We start from the raw sequence: 20,301 nt of genomic DNA on the forward strand, positions 1-20,301 counted from the left end.
GTGTCATTACTTGAGGTTAAGGACTTAAAAGTGTACTACCCAATCAGAGGGGGCATATTAGGGCGTACCGTAGGTTATGTAAAGGCAGTTGACGGTATCTCTTTTTCAATTGAGGAAGGAAAAACTTTTGGGCTGGTAGGAGAATCAGGTTCCGGCAAGAGTACGACCGGAAAAGCTATCATAGGGTTGGCAAAAAGCACCCATGGGCAGATTTTTTTTGACGGAGAGGATATAACGCAGTATATCGGTGTTAATAAATCCCCCTATCGAAGAGGAGTACAGATGATATTCCAGGATGCTTATTCCTCTCTAAATCCGAAGAAAAGAGTGCGGGATATTATTGCTGAACCATTACGTAATTTTGAGAAGTTGACATCTGGCGAGGAACAGAAGAGGGTTGACGGTTTATTGGATATAGTTGGTCTTCCTCCGGAAACTGCCTTAAAATATCCTCATGAGTTTTCAGGGGGACAGCGTCAAAGAATAGGAATTGCCCGGGCTATGGCATTAAAACCTAAACTAATTATTGCAGATGAACCGGTTTCTGCATTGGATTTATCGGTTCAGGCCCAGGTATTAAATTATATGAAAGATATCCAGGAGCAATTTAAATTAGCATATCTTTTCGTCAGTCATGATTTGGGTGTCGTAAAGCATATGTGTTCTGAAATTGCAATAATGCATAAGGGACGTTTTGTAGAACTGGGTAACAGGGACAATATCTACAATAATCCGGTACATATTTATACAAAACGGTTAATATCCGCTATTCCTGATATAAATCCGACTAACCGCAAGAAGATGCAGGTTTATCGGGATAAAGTATCAGAAGATTATACAAATAGATATAGTGAATATTATAATTCCGAAAACTCAGTGTATGATTTGAAAAAAATCGGTGACGGTCATTATGTTGCCTTACCATAGAAAGAAGAGGAATTTTAAGTACAAAATTCTTTAATATAAAATGCTGCCCTGCGGCATTATGAACGGAGTTGAATCTATGTGGAAAACAATAGTTAGAAGAATTATTATACTGATCCCACAGGTATTTATAATAAGCCTTCTGGTGTTTTTGCTTGCAAATTTTATGCCCGGTGATGCATTAACCGGTAAAATCGATCCCAATGTTTCAGCTGCAAGACTGGAAGAATTACGCCAGAAGTGGGGATTTTATGACCCCTGGTATGTGAAATATATTCATTGGATTACTAATATATTCAAGGGAGATTTAGGCGAGAGTACGGCTTATAAAATGCCTATTACCCAGCTAATCGGCCAGCGTGCGATGAATACGTTCTGGCTTGCCGCATTAACAACTGTCTTAAATTATATCATCGGGATAATTTTAGGGATTATATCGGGACGTTATAACGAAAAAAAACCTGATAAAATTATTGTATTTTATACTTTTTTTGCTTTAGCCATGCCCTCTGTTATATTCGGGTTGATAAATATTTTTATTTTTTCATTTAAGTTAAAGTGGTTTCCTGTGGGAGGAAGTGTTGATGTTAAATATGTTGCAGGAACTCTATCCTATTACTCTGACAGAATTTACCACATGATCCTGCCTGCAATGACAGGTGCCCTGCTTTATACAGTAAGTATTATTCAATATTTACGGAGTGAAATTATTGAATATAAAAATTCGGATTTTGTCGTTACCGCACGTTCTAAAGGGGTACCGGAGAAGAAGATATATTCCAGGCATATTTTCAGGAATGCACTTCTTCCAGTCGCTTCTTTTATGGGATATGATATTGCGGGATTGTTAGGCGGTTCCATCTTTATAGAAAAAGTATTTTCCTACCCGGGTATGGGCAATCTTTTTCTGGAGTCCATACAGCGCAGGGATTACGCCGTAGTTAATGCATTAATCATTTTGTTCGCTGTACTTACGGTATTGGGTACGCTTTTGTCAGATGTCATTATGTCTTTGGTGGATCCAAGAATCAGAATAAAATAACGGAGGGAGAGATGACTAAATGGGTAAAACGAAATCTGATAAGGATATGGACGTTATAAATAAAAATACTGAAGCAGTCAAGCAGCCTCCTTCTTTCGCTAAATTAATATGGAAAGAAATCTGTTATGATAAATTTGCGTTGTTTTCCTTTGTATTATTTATTACAATTATGGTTACTGTGTTTATTGGTTCCCTTTTATTTGACCAGGGAGAAACCAATAAAGTAATTTTATCACAGATAAATAAACCCCCATCAGATAAATTTATATTGGGGACGGATGCCTCGGGCAGGGGGATACTGGGTCAGTTGTTTCTTGGAGCCAGAAATTCCTTTCTGATTGCCTTTGGAGTTACTATATTATGTGCTATTGTCGGAGTGTTTGTTGGTTTGTTAGCCGGTTTTTTCGGAGGAATGGTAGACGTTGTTATTATGCGTTTTGTGGATTTTTTAGATATGCTGCCGGCTTTAATGATTATTATCGTTATTGTATCATTAATTCCCAAATACAATGTTCTGACCTTTGTTTTAATTATGTCAGCTTTCCGGTGGACCGGCAATGCCAGGCTGATACGGGCCAAAACTCTGCAGCAGAGCAATTTAGACTATGTTTCGGCTTCTAAAACGTTAGGAACCGGTAATCTTGTTATTATGTTCAGGGAAGTACTTCCGAATATTGTTTCCATAGTTGTTGTGAATACTACCTTGAATCTTGCAGCCAATATGGGACTGGAAACGGGATTAACCTTTTTAGGGTTTGGACTTCCTTTTAATACACCAAGTTTAGGTACATTAATCAGTTATGCCGCTGTTCCGGAGAATATGCAGAACAGACCCTGGCAATGGATACCTGCATCATTACTTATCGTAGTAATGATGTTATGTATAAATTTTATTGGGCAGGCTGTGAAACGTGCAGCCGATGCAAAACAAAGAGTTGCATAAAAAAGAAAGAAGGAGAGTAGGAGAGTGTATGAAGAAAGTATTAACACTGTTAATGGTAACTGTATTCGTAATTTCCACACTGAGTGGTTGTGGAAAGAATAAGGATACGAATGCCTCAAAAGGTACGGATGTTTCTGCAGTGAATCAGACAGCAGAAGAGGAGACAAAAGAAACGGCAGCGGAAGCAACAAAAGAAACCGCTGAGGGAACAAGTGATAAAGTTCCTGCCTATGAAGAGATGGCGGCTAAATTCCCGACGGATGCAGCTAATGATAATCCCAGCATAGAGGGGGGAACGTTAAAGGTTGCCCTGGTTGATTCTTCTGCTTTTGCAGGTGTGTTAAATCCTTGTTTTTATGAGGATGAGTACGACAACCAGATATTAACCTGGTTTACGGAACCTATTATCAGTTATGATGAGAATTTTGTAGCGGATCAGGATGGTGCTGCGACATATGAATATGATAAAGATGCAAAAACCATTACACTCCATATGCGTGAAGGCGTAAAATGGCATGACGGGGAACCGGTTACCTTAGATGACCTGGTATTCGCTTATGAAGTAATCTGTGATAAGGATTATGAGGGGCTTCGTTATGATGATTCGGTAACGAATGTAGTTGGTGCGGAAGAATACCACAAAGGTACTGCAGATACTATTTCAGGTCTGGAATTATCTAAGGATAAAATGACCCTGACCATACATTTTAAAGACTTTTATCCCTCCATCTTAGTTGGTGGATTCTGGACTAACCCTATACCAAGACATTATTATGAGGGAATCGCAATTAAAGATATGGCCGCTGATCCGAAGACGAGACAGAATCCCATCGGTTTCGGTCCCTTTAAGGTAAAAAATGTTGTACCAGGAGAATCTGTTGAATTAGAAAGATTTGATGACTACTGGATGGGTAAACCAAAATTAGATGGTGTTGTGGTAACTGTTGTAAATCCGGATCTGGTACCCTCTGCTATGGAAGAGGGTAAATATGATGTGGCAGAATTCAGTACACAACAGTATCCCAATTATACAAACCCTACTAATTACCAATACATAGGGGAGATACAAACGGTATTTAGCTACACCGGTTTTAAGCTTGGCAAATGGGATCAGGCTAAAAATGAAAACATATATGATTCTAATTGCAAAATGGCTAATGTGAAACTCAGACAGGCAATCGGTTATGCCGTGGATAATGAAACAATCGGACAGCAGCTTTACAGTGGATTGCGTTTTCTGGCAACTACCGTTATAACTCCAAGACACGGAGCTTATCAGAATAAGGAATTGGCAGGATATAATTACGATCCGGAGAAAGCTAAAAAGCTATTGGATGAAGCAGGTTATCTGGATGTGGATGGAGACGGGTTCAGGGAAGACCCCAGCGGAAAACCTTTTACCGTCACCTGGGCTACCATGGATGGAGAAAATGCGGATGCTTATGCACAATATAAAATTCAGAACTGGGCAGATGTCGGTCTGAAAGTAGAATTATACAATGGCCGCCTTACTGAATTTAATGCCTTTTATGATGCAGTCGAAGGGGATGACCCGGCTATCGATATGTATGATGGGGCATGGCAGACCGGTTATGATCCCAATCCGGCTTCCCTGTGGGGACATAACTCATCGGCTAACTACACCAGATATACAAGTGAGAATTTTGATACTATCATAAAGGATATTTCCTCCGATAAAGGTTGGGACAATGATTTCTTAAGCAAGAGGTATCATGACTGGCAGCAGCAGTTTTTTGATGAAGTACCAGCGATTCCTACTTTATGGAGAATGAGATTAAAAGCAGTTAATAGCCGTGTTAAAAATTATACCATGACTGAAACGGATATTAAGCAAACTGAGCATTTAATCGAATTAACAGCGGAAGAACCGGCTAAGAAATAAATACCAGCGGGAATGTTTAGAAAACCACCTATTTTTTTATTATTTTATACTAAATAGGTGGTTTTTTATAAAATAGTAAACTATATTTACTTATTTTTATAGTAAAAGATAGTAATTTGTATACTAACTCTAAGATAGTTACTATATAAAGACCTAATTGTAGTTCATTTTGTTATTATCTTTTGAAGAACTTAAGATGACGAAAACTAATGTGATATTAGTTTTGCATTGAGTGAAATATTTAATGCAGTTAGGTTTTAAGGGAGGGTATTCAATGGCTGTAAAAGATAATTATATAGGAGAGATTATTTATAAATTAAGAAGTAACAATAATATTACTCAAAAAGAACTCTCAAAGGGGTTGTTGGCAATTAGAGATTTATCACGTATAGAAACAGGTATTAAATTACCTGGTAAATTAATGATTGATGCTATTTTACAAAGATTAGGCAAATCATCTGATAAACTGGAAAGCATACTGTCTTATGAGGAATATAATCTTTTATTGATAAGATACAATATTGAAAATTCCTTACTTCAAGGAGATTATGATAGTTGTAGAAAATGGTATAAATCATATAAAGAATACAAAGGTTTCAATGATAATTTAAATAACCAGTATATTTTAAAAATTCAAGCTATTTTGAATTTATGTTGTGACTATGGAAAAGAAGAAAACTATAAAATTTTAGAGAATGCAATAAATATTACTTTCCCAGAATGGCAGGCTTTAAAGATAGATAAATACTATTTATGTATACAAGAATTACAGATAATATGCTTATTAGGCTATTTAATGTATGGTATGATGGCTAAGACAGAATCCGTTGAGATTCTTGAAAAGTTATTGAAGTATATTGATAATCAATTTACTGATAGTGAGGAGAAGGCCAAGATCCAGCCACATTGTATGTATTATTTATCAAAAATTTATTATTTAAATGAAAGATATGAGGATGCAATTAATATTTGTAATAGAGCCATGAAGTGTTTAAGTGATTTTGGGGATATTAGCTTTATAGTAGATATGCAAAATATACTTATGAATTGCTATGAAAAACTAGGAATGATGCATAATTTTAAACGTAGCAAAAAATATATTAATGTAATAAATAGGATTTTTAAAGATATAGGTGTAGATTATGATACAAATGAGTATGCGAAGATTCTTCTTGTTAATGTACAAAGTGAAATATTCTTAAGTAATGAGGTGATACGTACTCTTAGAAATGTAAAAGGCATTTCTCAAGAAGAATTAAGTTGGGAGATTTGTACACAAGAAACTTTATCCAGAATAGAGTGTGGAAAAAGAACACCTAATAGAAATAATTATTATAAACTAATGAGTAAATTAGGCATTATGAAAAATTATTTTAGTGGGTATATTATTTCTGATGATTATGAATTATATGGTTTGGTCACTAAATTCAATAAGTATTTAAGCAAAAATAAATTAACAGAGGCTTTAGAAATATTTTTCAAAATAAAAGACAAACTCAATTTGAATATAATTGAGAACAAGCAATTTGTTGATGCTGGGATTATTATATTGGATAGATTGTCAAATAAAATAAATGATATTAATGCACTTAGCGAGTTAACTAGAGTACTTAAATATACAACTATGGATAATTACTATAATATACAGCAGATTCCTTCCAGAGAAGAATTTATTATAATTAATCAAATTGCTCTTATTTTAAAACACGCTAACAGATACCAAGATGCTATTAAAATTTATCAGAATCTTCTAAGTAAATTTGATGCTAGTAATGTTTCGGAAAATTATCATTATACTTCATTAATTGTTTTGCTTGCTAATTATTCTGCCGTTTTAGAAGATAACAATGAATTAGACAAAGCATTAGATATTTCAAACAGGTGTATAAGGTTATCGTTAAAATGTAGAAGATGCGAGATGTTAAGTGGTATTTTAGCCAATAGAGGATGCATATATGAAAAAATGTCAGAGGATTGTAAAAACTTATGTAAAAATTATTTTGAATATGCGTTCTATATATCTAAATTGCTAAACCGTGATTTTGAGACAAAAATAATACAAAATCATTATAAACAGATATTTAACAAAGATATATGCGAATAAGAAGAGTGTGTCTTCAAAAGTGCAAATTAGTTAAGTTCGTCTTTATCATAAACATCTATTATAGTTAATTTATTCTGTGGTAACGGTGAAGTCAATCAAAGAATAAAGTGACACTGTATTTGTAGATTCCACTATAGGGTATTGTTCAGAGCAATATGTGTTAGATTTAGTATATAAAGATATCGTAAATGTATTTGAAATAATTGTAAAAAAAATAATTAGCTTTATAGTTTTATGTAATTTTTGTAATAATTGCTTCATTTTTTAACCTCCGTTAAATAAAATAATCTTTCGGAATCTATAAGTCTTGATCTTTCTGACTTCTAGGTTCTTTTTTAATAAAATTCCACATTTTTTACGTTAAAAATCTTTGAAAAATTGTCTAAGATTTTCTGATTAAGACGATTAAATGTAATATATTTTTGGAGACATTTTTTAGTTACTTATTACTTTTGGCGGCTATTCTATTATGCGTAATCGTCTCTGCTTCTCGGTTTCCACCTGTATATTCGTTTTATCTGTTTTCCATTGAATTCAAAGCTCCCATCTGAGTTGATCTGATAAAAGAAATCTTTTCTGATGAGTTGATTTTGTCTGGTAATGGAATTCTTGTAAAGATTTCGTAAGAAAGTACGAAAGTACAAGCATTTAAAAGTTCATTAGCATAGTAGCAATAAAATTATTCAAGTTTACGAGAGTTTATAATTTTTCTATAAATATACTTTATATCATTATTTTTGTCTATGACGAAATTTGAGAATAATATTCTCCATTTAAGTCATAACATTTTTCACCCATAATGCTACAATTTTTACAATATTAATTATTACATAAATAATATAATAATTAAAGATAATAAAAATATCTTAAGGAAAGATGAGAACAATTATGTGTGAATCAATACTACTAATTCAGCCATTTCGGAAACCGTCAATTCGGGAAATAATAGTTAAGAATTATCCATGCTGGGAAATAATTAATTCCAATTCTTTAGTAATGGCTTCTGTATTAGAAAAAGCCGGAATGAAAGTAGATTTTTTAAATATGCAGAATTTGTTTAAATCATACGAAAGCGTACAGGAAGATAGCTTAAAAGGACTACTGTCTGAATATGAACCAGATATAGTGATTTTTCATACTGATTATTACATTTCATTTACAAGTACTGCAGTTTTTTATTCCATAAAGATGATAACAAGTTACTATAAGGCAAAAAGCCATAACACAAAAATTATCTTAGTAGGTAGAAATGGGTTAGCCTTAGGAAAAAAGGTTTTTGATATTGATCCTAACATAGATGTTGTAATAAAAGGTGAATGTGAGGACTTTATTGTCTCATTAATAGATTCCATTAAGAATAATTGCTTAAAAAATATTTCAGCAATTATATATAAAGAAAATGGAAAAATAGTTGAAAATCCGGGGATTGGTAGGATATTAGATTTTGATAAATTACCTGTACCTGCATTCCATTTACTTAAGAATGTTTTGGAGTTGGCTGAAAGATTTACAGGATTAAAAATGCGATTTGTACCAGTTTCTATTAGAACATCTTTTGGATGTCCAATGAATTGTCGTTATTGTGGGGGTGTTTCAACATGGAATGAATATCATATGAAATCCAAGAAGTCATTAGAAAATGAAATAAGATATTTTAAGGAAGTATTTGGAAATAAAGGAAAGATTATGTTCTTTGCAGATGAACTTTTTGCGTATAATATGGATCATGTAAACGATGTTGCTGATATCTTTATGAAAAATAGTATTAAAATTGATGGATTATTTGCACATTCACATATATTTAATGAAGAATTAGCTAGGAAAGTACAGAAAATTAGTGATTTTGTAGTATTTGGCGCGGAAAACTGCTGTGATGAAGTATTAGCTAATGCTAATAAAAAACAAACTTATGAATCACTCCTAAAAGCTATTGATATAGCGAAGAAAAATAATCTTAAAGTTTCCTTGGAATGGGTTGTTGGATTACCTGGTGAAAATATAAAAACAGCTGCGAAAAATATTAATGCTGTTTACCAAATGATTGCTACTGGACAAGTGGATAATATTAATTCATATGTATTTTGTCCATATCCAAATACAGAATTTGCTGTAAATAAAGAAAAATTTGGACTTGTAATATATGATTCTTTCGATGAAATGGTGGAGGAAGGATATCCAACGTATTCTCTTACTAATCTTACGAGTAATCAGATATTTATATATTATCTATTAACACAGGTAATGATTAAAGAAGCATTATTGGATAGGGAACAATTTCAAGGACATTTTATTCCACAGGAGTGCAACCTGGAGCGTTTTGAAGAACTACTAGAAAAAGTTGGGGGAAAATAGCTTATGTTAAAAATTGATAGTTCGAAAAAGTATACATTTGTTTGCTTATTAACTAATATCGCTGAATTTTTAGTAGATTCGTTTGCAACACTCTATTTATTGCAGAAAGGTGCTTCATATCAGCAAATCGGAATAATGTGGACTCTATATTTGGGTATGACAGCAATAACCGATTATCCGACTGGCGGTTTTTCGGACAGGTTTGGTAGAAGAAAGATATATGCAATAGGAATTTTATTGACCTCATTATCATATTTCATGATTTTGAGTCATACGATTCCTGTATTATATATTTCATATGCGATAAAAGGGCTTGGAACTTCATTTATAAGTGGTTCATTTATTTCCTGGCTTGCCTCCGACCTGAGAGATAAAGATAAATTTAAGAGAACAATAGCGCATACAAAATTAATAACAAATTTATGTAGTTTTATTCTTCCTATAATTAGTTTGAGCTTTACTTCAATAAAAATAGATAATGTATTTTTATTCAGTGCAATAGTACACTTGTTTGTTGGTTTATTTACCTTAATAGCTATGAAAGAGAATTATGGCTCGCAGACTACTATGATAAGGATATATAAAGAGTCCTTTTTATATTATATACATAACAAAATACTGCTTTTTATAACGTTTGTAAATATCGCTTTATACCTGTTTTTTACAATATTTTATTATGCATGGCAGCCAATAACCAATAATATTGTCAATAATAATAAATATATACCATTATTTTATGGTATATATACACTTTCCAGTGGAATCAGTGCATATGTTATGAAGTTTATTCATATATACAGTACGAAAAAATTGAGCATACTAATAATGCTATTGTATTGTATGAGCTTTATTAGCTTTTATTGTGCTAACAATCTAGCAATGCTGACGTTCTTGATCATAGCAATGGTTTTGTTTGGAACTTCTGGTGGTGTTATTTTTATGCTGACTAATGTATTTATTAATGATAATGCAATTAATGAGTATAAATCCTCGATTTATTCATTAATAAGTAGTATATGTACGATGTGTAATGTGATATTCCAATACATATTTGGCAGAATAATAGATTATTACGGATTGTCTAATTTAATATTTGGTGGAATAATTTTATCTTCAGTTCTCGTAGTTGGTTTCTTTTTTGTGAAAAAAAAAGCAGAGCCAGAAAATGTAATATCTGCAGTAGCTGGAAAAAATCTTCAGTGATTATAGGTTATCATATTTCCTTAGAAGTTTGAAATTAATTCACTTAAAAGTCTTGTTATTCAAGATTTTAATTTAAAACTTTTTATGAGAATGGAGGTGATACGAATGAAAAAATATTATACACCATCATTTAAGGTTTATAACAACCGTTGGTTATGTTGGGGCAAGAAAGTTGTTACTGACTAAAATGTAACACAAAAAAGCTGGATATATAATTTTATGATATATCCAGCTTTTCAATAATTAACATAGTTATTTGCGAAACTCAAAATTATATCAATATGACATGCGATTCATACAATTTTAGAGTTGAATTTTGCCCCTAAAGGCAACTGAAACTATTAAATTCGTACGAATTGTATGGAATAATTAGATAACTATATTGTTTCGTAATCATCCATTCAATAATTAACAAAAAGTGAGGAGTGATACAAATGGTTTTAGCGCCCTTTCAAGTAGATTTTGACGTTACAATGAAATGTATGTATAAATGCAGGCATTGTAATGTTGCAGCAGGAGAAAAATTAAATGATGAAATGTCATCTGAACAGATAAAAAAAGTATTAGATCAACTTGATGAAGTGGGGGTATCTGACGTTTCAATTACAGGTGGGGAGCCTTTACTTAGGGAAGATTGTCTCGAATTATTAGAATATGCAGGAAAAAAAGAAGGTTTTTATCTTACCTTAAATACTAATGGCCTTTTACTTAATGAAGAAAAGATTAAGTTCTTGGAAGCGTATTGCCCCAAAATTAATATTGCCGTGAGCTTAGATGGTTATAATCCAGAGACTTATAGTGTATTACGTAAATCATATATTGAATATGATAAAATTTTGGATCAAGAATTTTTTATAATTGTGGAGAATTTGAAGAGATTAGTTAAAAGTAAGTTGTCAGTAGGGATCAATTATACAATAACCCATGCAACGATTAATAATATATGGAAAACATATGAATTTATTAATGGACTTGGAATAAAAAGAATGTTAGGAATTAAATTTTTTCCATATGGACATGGACGATTAAATAGGGAGATACTAGAATTAAATTATGATGAATGGAAAGATTTCTTAGTGGATGCGACTGCTAAGAAAAGCAAAGATGATTATTATCACGGTGTACAAATTTCTGTTACATGTCCATGGGAGATGTACGTACCTTTATTAGAAAACGGTTATACAGAAGATGATGTTGTAGATAAATGGGATTACTGTTCACCTCTTAAATCAGAACTGTATAGAAGAAAAAGAAATTTAGGATGTCATGCAGGTATAACAAGCTGTGCAATATCACCTAATGGTGATTTATATCCTTGTGGTACTATATCATCAAAGTTTCCACCTTTTGTTTGTGGAAATTTGAAAGAAAAAGATTTAATGGATATATGGCAAAATTCCACAGTGTTAAAAAAATTGCGTAATCTTGATATTAGTATGATTGAAGGAAATTGTAAAGAATGTAAATATGTTGAACTTTGTGGTGGGGGATGTCGAGCAAGAGCATTTACACAATTTAATTCGTTAGTTGCGCAGGATTATTTATGTCCATTAAATTGCATAAAAGAAAGAGAAGGTGTTCGTGATGGAAATGCTATGCATTGTTGATAGTGGTAATACATATCGTGTTCGTAAGGAAGAAGAAGGATGTTCCATATTTGGTCCAGGACATTTTATTGAGGGTAATGATGTTTTGTTTGATATTTTAAAAACATTTGATAAGAACGACACTGAAAATGGCTTTAATATACTTCTGAAAGAATATCAGGTTGAGCCAGAAATTTTAAAACAGGATTTGCTGGATATTGCTGAAGGTTTTTTAGCTAATAAAATTTTCATTGAAATGGCTGGAAAGATTAATAGAGCATTTAGTGAGGAGAAAAAATGATATATCCAAATCAATTTCATGTAGAATTAACGCAACAATGTAATTTAAATTGTTTACATTGTTTTGCAGATGCTTCTGTTCAAAATATGAATGAGTTATCTTATGAGGAAGTTGTTGAGATATATAAACAGATGAAAGAACTTGGGATTATATATGCCAATCTGTCTGGGGGTGAACCTGTATTAAATAAAGATTTTTTCAAGATTGTGAAATATGCTGCAGAACAACCTTTTGAAACATGTTTACTGACGAATGGTCTTTTATGGGATGATGTTTCGATTGAAAAGCTATGTAAATTAGATCCTAATAGAAATTTGACAATACAGATAAGTCTTGATGGCCCTTTTGAAGTAATGACCAAAGAAAGACTTATTACCAAAATGCAATATGATAAGATTATAAATACTATAATCAAACTTAAATCATATGGCTTTAGCGTAGGATGCTTAATAGTATTAAATTTACTAACGGCAGCAACCAGTTTGGATACAATCAAATATGCGATATATGAACTCAATGTAGACGCAGTACAAGCAATACCTTTGTTTCCAACAGGAAGAGCTTGCGAAAATAGAAATATACTTCAAGGATTTTGGAAAGAATGGTCAAAATTTGTTATTGATGTTACAAATATTAAAAAAACAAATGCATGGGGAGATAAAAGCCAGAGGGTAAATATTGGATTTTTTACATTATATGAATTAACAGAACCTCTAGATAGAGCTGGAATGCATGATGATATATATAATGTTTGGGGGCTAGACGTATCAAGTTCCGAGAAATTTCATATGCAGACGAAGCGTCATTATTATTGTGAAGCAGGACAGACAGAGTTGACTATATCTTCTGAAAAGAGATTGTACCCATGTGTAGCTTCAATAAGAACGGAGTTTGGTGGAGAATATATTGAAGGTAAAAACATCATAGATGTCTGGGAAAATGATAAGAATTTGAATTGGTTCAGAAGTGTTACTAAAAAAGTAATTAGCCAGGAACCTTGTAATAATTGTGAATATAAAGATATATGTGGTGGTGGTTGCAGGATTGCAGCCCTTGAATTTAAAGAGGACAAGTATGCACCAGATCCTAGATGTCCTAAAGTACAGGAATATTTTAATACTAATTCAAAGTTTTTCTAAATAGAGTTATGATGTTTTAATTAATAAAAACCAGTATTATTTAGTAATACTGGTCTATTTAGTATATGATGACTACAAATAAATCATTTAGAACAAGGCTAATATAGTTAAATATATTATTCATGAGAAGAAAATACAAATAGAGGTATGTTATGGTAATAAAAATAATAAATGATTTTAACTATCTAGAATACAGAGATCTCATTATGGATACATATAATATTTCTGTTGATACATTTAATAAGTTATCTAATAATGGTGTAATTAAAAACAAGCATCTTTTATTTTCTGTTAATGAATTAGAAAAGACATATAAGTTATATATAGATGAATTCAAGGGTAGTGATTATAATGTTTGGATTTTAACAGGTAATATTGCAGAAATGATTTTAAAACAAAATCCTATTCATGGTTGCACAATATTTTATAAAAACAAAATATTATGTTTCATAACATGGAAAGAAAACTTTGAACTATTAAAAAGAGTGATGTTACATGAGCTTTGTCATGCATATCGGATAAAATTTAATAAAATTATAACGGATATTGAGTATATAAAGTATTTAAATGATCCTCTTAATTGGCTATATGAAGAAATTCTTGCTATCTCTACCGAAAAGAAGTATTTTAACAGTATATCTTGGGAAGAGATAATAGGATTTAAATATAATTCAGTACTACGATATTATGATAATAAAAAAGTATGTTCAAAAATATATAAGATTTATGATATTTATGATTTATTAGCAAATAATTATAATGATCTAAGCAGTATTATATATTATATTGCATACTATTTTTCAAAAAACTCATTTTTATTATATCAACTTAATGAAATGGTACATTATGATTCGAAAACTGGTCTTAGCTTGATGATTTCATTTATTAATGCAAAATAATTAAACTTTTACGAGAACAATAACCTTGTTAAGCTGGCTTAATACAATATTCCATTTTCTGTATTTTGCATTCATTTCTTTATTATATTAGTGGATGCCAGATATAGCATTTTTTTAAGGTGTGTCATTTGAAAAATCACTTTTTAATTCGTGAATTTGCGAAACTGGCGATTAACTGCCTCTATGATATTTATAGTATGAATATTGCGTCCGATTAGATATATTAATCTAAAAAATCACCAATTAAAAGGGGCTGCATATAAGAAAATAAAATTATCAAACATATTATTTAATGATAAAAAAGTTACTCTATTTTTCATCATTAATATTTTATTCAACATTTCTGGAATTTTAATAATTTCCCGAATGCTTAAAAACCAATTATAAACATTAAATTACTTGTTTTTATAATAAAATATAGCAATCTGCGTTCGGTCTCTTAAGGAAAGTTTCTCTAAAATCAAACTGATATAGTTACGGACCGTACCCTCACTTAGGTATAAAAGCTCGGATATTTCCTTGTTTGAAAGTCCGTCTGCAATTTTACATATAATTTCATATTCCTTATCGGTGATACCATAAGAAGAATAATTAGCAGCAGGATTGGATTGATGTAATAAATTCGGAAGTTTCGTAATGATTTCATTTCCATATACATTCTGACCCTTATATACGGCATGCAGGGCAGGTATAATACTGTCATAATCCTGTTTCAGCATATAACCTTTTGCACCAATATTCAAAGCCTTAATAATATAATCATCATCCAGAAACGTTGTAAGGTAAAGGATTCTGGCATCCTTGTACTTCTTTAAAAGGATCTCTCCGGCGTCTAAACCTGTCATCACGTCCATTCGTATATCCATCAGCAGAATATCAGGTTTATATTCTTCATATAACTGAATTCCGTCCATACCGTTATTGCCGGTACCAATCACAGTAATATCCTTATCCGAATCCAATATGATCTTTAAAGAAGAACAAACCAATTTATCATCGTCCACAATTAAGACATTCATACTTAACACCCACCTCTTATCACAGTCAGTGGCCACATATTAAAGAAGTGAAAGAATTCATGTGGCTCCTTTTACAGTATTTTCTCTCACTTATAATTTCTCTTTTGGTACGGTTATAAATATTTTAAACCCTTTATCCAGGGAAATGTTAATGTTTCCATGAAAACTTTTTACACGGTCAGTAATGTTTTGAATCCCAATTCCATCATAATAGATTTGATTTTCTATCAGTTTGCTTAATTTAACCTGTTTTTGCTCATCCATTGTTCCGTTATCTAAAATGATTAACTGATACATAGCAGGATGTTCCCGAAGGCAGATTGACACTTTGGTTGCATTGGAATGTTTTATTATATTAGCCAATGCTTCTTTTACAATAGCAATAAAAGAGTATTTCAACTTAATATCCGGATTTGATTTTATATCATATTCAAAACTAATAGTACAGAAAGTAAATTCTTTGACCAAAGAATCAACACTGGTATATAAATCAATGGATTCATCATGCAGATTGTGAATACTGCTTCGTATACTATCCATTCCACCGGATATGGACTCTTTTAAAGCAGTTAATCCTTCTCTTGTGGTTTCTTCTTTAGAGATGGTCAGAAGTGCGCCTATCTGTAAAAGAGAACGAGAGAGCAGGTGTCCGATATTATCATGAATTTCTTTGGAGATACGGTTTCTTTCATTTAATGTAGCAACATTAACTTCATAATCCTGATTCTCTAAAATACTCTGGTTTTTCTGTTCCTGCAGCAAGGCTAATTCTTTCGAAGTATCCCTCTGTTCATTGTATTCCGTCTGTAATCTTGTATAGGAGATGGATTTATATTTCATTACCCAGCTAAAGACAAAAAATACAAAACTAAAAATAACTATTCTTAAACTATAATGATGAAAATTCAGGAATAAAGGAAATAAACCCAAAAAGGACAGTATCTGGTAATCGTATAAAGCAATATCATAGATGATTAAAGGCAGGAAAACAAAACAATAAGGTATTAACTGGCAACAGGCGATATAGATAAGAAAAAAACCAAGCTTAAGCCTCCTGTCTTCCAGATAAGAGCTCAGGCAGGAGAACGATACTGCTATAATAATCGGTACAATTGCATATTCGGAATTAACTTCTAACATATACAATGCAAAACAGCAAAGAAATAGAAGTATTTTATCATGAATCTCTAACATGATATCCTCCGTATTTTATAAAAATTTTATAATTATAAACATAATACCAAAATTTATTTAATAAATCAATGTAAGAATGCCTATATATTTCCCATTTATACCGTATTAATACCGCTATGCTCTTTCTTCAACGGCTTTTTAAAGAAATCAAAATGTTATACAATTACATTTGTCATGAGTTTTTATGACGTTCTTCACTATAACGGAAAAATATGATAAGGTATAGTATACATAGAATGAAAAATCTGGTATAAAGGAGATATTGTATCTCTGTACAGTCATTAGAAGGTAATTGCAGCTATGAAATTTGTATCAATTGTATACTATATTTTATGACAATATAGTTCGTGGCTGCCTGGTATATAGATATAATAGGAGGAAAGCAGCATGATTGTTGAAGTAAAAAATTTAGTAAAAAGATATGATAAATTGGTAGCATTGGATCATTTAAATTTAGCCGTGGAAGAGGGAGAAATCTTTGGCTTGTTAGGCCCCAACGGTTCCGGCAAAACAACAGCAATAAACTGCATGTTATCCCTGTTAAAATACGATAAGGGAAGTATAGAGATATTTGGTAAACCTATGAGGCCGGATGCTTACGATATCAAGAAAAACATTGGTATCATCATGCAAAATGTAGCTGTTTTTGAAGAACTGTCGGTTTATGAAAATATCTCTTATTTCTGCAGTTTATATGTAAATGATAAAAAAGAAGTAAAAAGACTCACGGAGGAAGCAATTGATTTTGTTTCTTTACAGGATTTCACTAAATTTATGCCAAAAAAATTAAGCGGCGGACTGTTACGCAGACTGAATATCGCCTGTGGAATAGCTCATAAACCAAAATTAATTATATTGGATGAACCGACGGTAGCGGTTGACCCACAGAGCAGGAACAAGATTCTTATGGGGATTAAGAAACTGAATGAAAACGGAGCCACAATTATCTATACCTCCCATTATATGGAGGAAGTGGAACAGCTTTGCAGCAGGATTTCCATTATAGATAAAGGAAAGGTGATTGCAACCGGTACAAAAGATGAATTAAAAAATATGATATCTCTGGGTGAAAAAATTACTGTAGAAGCGTATAACGTAAGGGAGGAACAGCTGGAGGAAATGCTGCACATTCCTAATATTTCTCATGTAGATTACATCGGAAACCAATTAGTAATCAGGTCTAAAAAAGGTAAAAATAATTTAATCCATGTTCTTGATTATTTGCAGAGGCATGAAATTACGTTTGGGAAAATTTATACGGAAATGCCGACATTAAATGATGTATTCCTGGAAATAACGGGTAAAGATCTCAGGGATTAATTTGAAAGGAGAAAGCCCATGGCTTTTTATTTATACAGAACCAGGATAAAATGCTTATGCAGAAGTTACGAAGTAATCTTTTGGTCCTTTGGTTTTCCAATCTTATTAGCTCTGTTTTTCTATATGGGGTTTAGTAATTTAGCAGGAAATGAAAATATTAAAACGATTCCTGTTGTTATAGTGGAAGAAAACCATGCAGACCCGGAATTTATAAAATCTATAAAAGATGCGCGGATAAGTAACAGTCAAAATCTCTTTTCGGTGGAAACTTTTTCCCTGGACAGAGCTAAAGCAATGCTTAAGGATAATGAGATTGCCGGTTATATTGTACTCACTAATAAGCCGGCCTTGTTTTTTAAGAATAATGGATTAGAACAATCCATTATTAAGGTATTTACTGATAATTATATTCATAAAAGCAGTACGGCGAAACATATATCTGATTTAAAACCGGAAGTTATGAATAATAATTTTTATAGAAGTATTTCTGCTTATAAAGATTATATCGTTGACGATAGTGATAAAGAAAGAAATCCTAATTATACGCTTAACTACTTTTATACTTTAATTGCATTAGCCTGTATGTTTGGTACGAATTGGGGATTTCGTGAAATGGTGGATATTCAGGCCGACCAATCGGACATTGGATCCAGAATAAATATATCACCTGTTCATAAATTGAAACTTTTGCTATGTAATATTTTAGCAGCTTTTACACTGCATTATCTAAGTATCTTATTTTTATTAGCGTTTCTTAATAAAGTATTGCAAATTGATTTCGGACACCGGATTGGTATGATATTACTAACCAGTGCTTTGGGATCTTTATGCGGTATTTCGCTTGGTGCTATGGTATGTGTATTGGTAAAAGCCAATGTGAAGGTAAGAGGTGCAATATTAAATGCTATTATTTTGGGAGGGGGATTCTTATCCGGAATGATAATTATTGATATGAAATATTTAATAGCGGCAAAAATGCCCATGCTTCAGTATATTAATCCTTCCAGCCTGATAACGGATGCTTTCTATTGTCTATACTATTACGACGGTTATGACAGATTATTTCGCAATTTATATATGCTTGGTCTTCTGACAGTATTATTTAGTGTAATCACCTATTTTGAAGTCAGGAGGCGGGAATATGCAAGTATTTAAACTTTATTTTAAATTATTAAAAAGTGTAGCACCTGCTCTCATAATTTACGCAATTATTTTTGCAGTTTTAATTTTTATTATCTCTGCCAATCAGACTCAAAGTATAACACATTTTGAAGAAACTAAGATAGATACGGCTTTGGTAAATTATGATGAAAACAGCATTTTCTCAAAAAACCTGATCCATTATCTAACTAAATATTGCAGCTTTAAAGATTATGGTGATGAGGAAGATAATTTGGCCGATGCTTTATTTTTTCGCCAGATAGAATATATTCTTACAATACCATATGACTTCGGGGAAGATTTTCTAAAAGGCAAAGAGGTTGCAGTTGAGAAAAAATCTGTTCCGGATGGGGTATATAATTCATCCATAGATAACGCAATTAATATTTATTTAAATACAGCCAGAATATATCTTAGAAATATTCCGAATATTACAGAAGAAGAGTTGGTTACCTATGTAAATAAGGATATGCAGGATAAAGCAGAAGTAGTGATTGAGGGCTCAGAAAAAAAAGTTAATGATTACAGTTTTTACAATAGATTTTTCAATACCGCATCCTATATTATGTTAAGCTGCTGTCTGATTGGCGTGGGTATGATTATGTTAACCTTTCATAATGTCTTTATATTAAGAAGAAACATGGTAACGCCCATGACACATAAAGATATGAATTTGCAGCTGATAGGTGGTAATCTGGTCTTTGTGCTGGTACATGATATACTGTTTATCCTGTTTGGTTATATTATTAATGACAATAAGAATATATCCGGTAATGTATTATTATTTTGGCTTAATATGATTGTATATTCCATCAGTGCTTTAAGTATCAGTTATTTTGTGGCAGTTGTAATTAAGAATAAACATATTAATGATATTATGGCTTATGTATTACCTTTGGGTTTTAGCTTTATCAGTGGTGCATTTATTCCGCAATACATCTTAGGGGATGCTGTACTTAAACTGGCCAGTTTTACTCCAGTATATTGGTATGTGAAAGGGAATGATGCAATCGCATTATTGACGGATTTTAATTGGAATTTATTAGGGAATATATTTGCTTATATGTTAATACAGATTGGTTTTGCTGCAGCTATATTTTCTTTATCCTTGGTAGTTAGCAAAAACAGAAAAATGAACGGTTAGAACAAACAAATGTTCTTATTGCATCTTGATTTATTTGCCAGGTAGTGTTATAATAAAACAAACAAAT

At 31.9% G+C, this 20,301-nt stretch carries 16 protein-coding genes; 14 read left to right on the forward strand and 2 right to left on the reverse strand.

From position 1 onward, the window contains the following. The 11 genes from RBU59_RS26810 (at position 1) to RBU59_RS26860 (ending at position 14,396) form a co-directional block, all read left to right on the forward strand. On the forward strand, positions 1-927 hold the full coding sequence (locus tag RBU59_RS26810) for an ABC transporter ATP-binding protein (RefSeq protein WP_308145527.1): 927 nt from the start codon (positions 1-3) through the stop codon (positions 925-927). A 76-nt stretch (positions 928-1,003) separates the two neighbouring features. Continuing rightward, the gene (opp4B, locus tag RBU59_RS26815) at positions 1,004-1,966 is read left to right on the forward strand and encodes an oligopeptide ABC transporter permease (RefSeq protein ID WP_308145528.1); all 963 of its coding nucleotides are present in this window, start codon (positions 1,004-1,006) and stop codon (positions 1,964-1,966) included. A 19-nt stretch (positions 1,967-1,985) separates the two neighbouring features. Further along, the gene (locus tag RBU59_RS26820; protein WP_308145529.1) at positions 1,986-2,909 is read left to right on the forward strand and encodes an ABC transporter permease; all 924 of its coding nucleotides are present in this window, start codon (positions 1,986-1,988) and stop codon (positions 2,907-2,909) included. A gap of 28 nt (positions 2,910-2,937) precedes the next feature. Continuing rightward, positions 2,938-4,812, forward strand: a complete 1,875-nt coding sequence (locus RBU59_RS26825) for an oligopeptide ABC transporter substrate-binding protein (protein WP_308145530.1) — start codon at positions 2,938-2,940, stop codon at positions 4,810-4,812. 274 nt (positions 4,813-5,086) lie between these two features. Then, positions 5,087-6,916: a helix-turn-helix domain-containing protein gene (locus RBU59_RS26830; RefSeq protein ID WP_308145531.1), complete on the forward strand. Its 1,830-nt coding sequence runs from the start codon at positions 5,087-5,089 to the stop codon at positions 6,914-6,916. An 888-nt stretch (positions 6,917-7,804) separates the two neighbouring features. Further along, entirely contained in the window at positions 7,805-9,268 is a 1,464-nt protein-coding gene (locus tag RBU59_RS26835) for a B12-binding domain-containing radical SAM protein (protein WP_308145532.1), read from the forward strand. A 3-nt stretch (positions 9,269-9,271) separates the two neighbouring features. Then, on the forward strand, positions 9,272-10,471 hold the full coding sequence (locus tag RBU59_RS26840) for an MFS transporter (protein WP_308145533.1): 1,200 nt from the start codon (positions 9,272-9,274) through the stop codon (positions 10,469-10,471). A 434-nt stretch (positions 10,472-10,905) separates the two neighbouring features. Continuing rightward, the gene (locus tag RBU59_RS26845) at positions 10,906-12,078 is read left to right on the forward strand and encodes a radical SAM/SPASM domain-containing protein (RefSeq protein ID WP_308145534.1); all 1,173 of its coding nucleotides are present in this window, start codon (positions 10,906-10,908) and stop codon (positions 12,076-12,078) included. Then, positions 12,056-12,358: a hypothetical protein gene (locus RBU59_RS26850; protein ID WP_308145535.1), complete on the forward strand. Its 303-nt coding sequence runs from the start codon at positions 12,056-12,058 to the stop codon at positions 12,356-12,358. Before RBU59_RS26845 ends, RBU59_RS26850 begins: the two co-directional genes overlap by 23 nt. Beyond that, positions 12,355-13,497, forward strand: coding sequence for a radical SAM/SPASM domain-containing protein (locus tag RBU59_RS26855; protein ID WP_308145536.1), 1,143 nt, complete (start codon positions 12,355-12,357; stop codon positions 13,495-13,497). The genes RBU59_RS26850 and RBU59_RS26855 overlap by 4 nt, the downstream gene beginning before the upstream one ends. Positions 13,498-13,649: 152 nt before the next feature. Continuing rightward, positions 13,650-14,396 (forward strand): DUF2268 domain-containing putative Zn-dependent protease, encoded by a 747-nt coding sequence (locus RBU59_RS26860; RefSeq protein ID WP_308145537.1) that lies wholly within the window; start codon positions 13,650-13,652, stop codon positions 14,394-14,396. A gap of 395 nt (positions 14,397-14,791) precedes the next feature. Here the strand turns inward: RBU59_RS26860 and RBU59_RS26865 are convergent, their stop codons facing one another. Together RBU59_RS26865 and RBU59_RS26870 are read right to left on the reverse strand one after the other, a co-directional pair. Continuing rightward, on the reverse strand, positions 14,792-15,415 hold the full coding sequence (locus tag RBU59_RS26865) for a response regulator (protein WP_308145538.1): 624 nt from the start codon (positions 15,413-15,415) through the stop codon (positions 14,792-14,794). Between the two features lie 90 nt (positions 15,416-15,505). Beyond that, entirely contained in the window at positions 15,506-16,609 is a 1,104-nt protein-coding gene (locus RBU59_RS26870; RefSeq protein ID WP_308145539.1) for a sensor histidine kinase, read from the reverse strand. 387 nt (positions 16,610-16,996) lie between these two features. On the opposite strand from RBU59_RS26870, the gene RBU59_RS26875 reads away from it, so the two are divergent. From RBU59_RS26875 to RBU59_RS26885, 3 genes are read left to right on the forward strand one after another with little or no spacing between them, the layout of a single operon-like run. Further along, positions 16,997-17,929 (forward strand): ABC transporter ATP-binding protein, encoded by a 933-nt coding sequence (locus RBU59_RS26875; RefSeq protein ID WP_308145540.1) that lies wholly within the window; start codon positions 16,997-16,999, stop codon positions 17,927-17,929. A gap of 18 nt (positions 17,930-17,947) precedes the next feature. Then, positions 17,948-19,084, forward strand: coding sequence for an ABC transporter permease (locus tag RBU59_RS26880; RefSeq protein ID WP_308145541.1), 1,137 nt, complete (start codon positions 17,948-17,950; stop codon positions 19,082-19,084). Next, the gene (locus tag RBU59_RS26885) at positions 19,071-20,234 is read left to right on the forward strand and encodes an ABC transporter permease (protein ID WP_308145542.1); all 1,164 of its coding nucleotides are present in this window, start codon (positions 19,071-19,073) and stop codon (positions 20,232-20,234) included. Before RBU59_RS26880 ends, RBU59_RS26885 begins: the two co-directional genes overlap by 14 nt. Positions 20,235-20,301: the final 67 nt, after the last annotated feature.

The organism is Anaerocolumna sp. MB42-C2 (genome assembly GCF_030913705.1).
Classification (GTDB): Bacteria; Bacillota; Clostridia; order Lachnospirales; family Lachnospiraceae; genus Anaerocolumna.

Excerpts from the sequence above, each read along its gene's own strand:
- opp4B (WP_308145528.1), top strand. The coding sequence starts at position 1,004 with ATGTGGAAAACAATAGTTAGAAGAATTATTATACTGATCCCACAGGTA.
- RBU59_RS26820 (WP_308145529.1), top strand. The coding sequence starts at position 1,986 with ATGGGTAAAACGAAATCTGATAAGGATATGGACGTTATAAATAAAAAT.
- RBU59_RS26825 (WP_308145530.1), top strand. The coding sequence starts at position 2,938 with ATGAAGAAAGTATTAACACTGTTAATGGTAACTGTATTCGTAATTTCC.
- RBU59_RS26830 (WP_308145531.1), top strand. The coding sequence starts at position 5,087 with ATGGCTGTAAAAGATAATTATATAGGAGAGATTATTTATAAATTAAGA.
- RBU59_RS26835 (WP_308145532.1), top strand. The coding sequence starts at position 7,805 with ATGTGTGAATCAATACTACTAATTCAGCCATTTCGGAAACCGTCAATT.
- RBU59_RS26840 (WP_308145533.1), top strand. The coding sequence starts at position 9,272 with ATGTTAAAAATTGATAGTTCGAAAAAGTATACATTTGTTTGCTTATTA.
- RBU59_RS26845 (WP_308145534.1), top strand. The coding sequence starts at position 10,906 with ATGGTTTTAGCGCCCTTTCAAGTAGATTTTGACGTTACAATGAAATGT.
- RBU59_RS26850 (WP_308145535.1), top strand. The coding sequence starts at position 12,056 with ATGGAAATGCTATGCATTGTTGATAGTGGTAATACATATCGTGTTCGT.
- RBU59_RS26855 (WP_308145536.1), top strand. The coding sequence starts at position 12,355 with ATGATATATCCAAATCAATTTCATGTAGAATTAACGCAACAATGTAAT.
- RBU59_RS26860 (WP_308145537.1), top strand. The coding sequence starts at position 13,650 with ATGGTAATAAAAATAATAAATGATTTTAACTATCTAGAATACAGAGAT.
- RBU59_RS26865 (WP_308145538.1), bottom strand. The coding sequence starts at position 15,415 with ATGAATGTCTTAATTGTGGACGATGATAAATTGGTTTGTTCTTCTTTA.
- RBU59_RS26870 (WP_308145539.1), bottom strand. The coding sequence starts at position 16,609 with ATGTTAGAGATTCATGATAAAATACTTCTATTTCTTTGCTGTTTTGCA.
- RBU59_RS26875 (WP_308145540.1), top strand. The coding sequence starts at position 16,997 with ATGATTGTTGAAGTAAAAAATTTAGTAAAAAGATATGATAAATTGGTA.
- RBU59_RS26880 (WP_308145541.1), top strand. The coding sequence starts at position 17,948 with ATGGCTTTTTATTTATACAGAACCAGGATAAAATGCTTATGCAGAAGT.
- RBU59_RS26885 (WP_308145542.1), top strand. The coding sequence starts at position 19,071 with ATGCAAGTATTTAAACTTTATTTTAAATTATTAAAAAGTGTAGCACCT.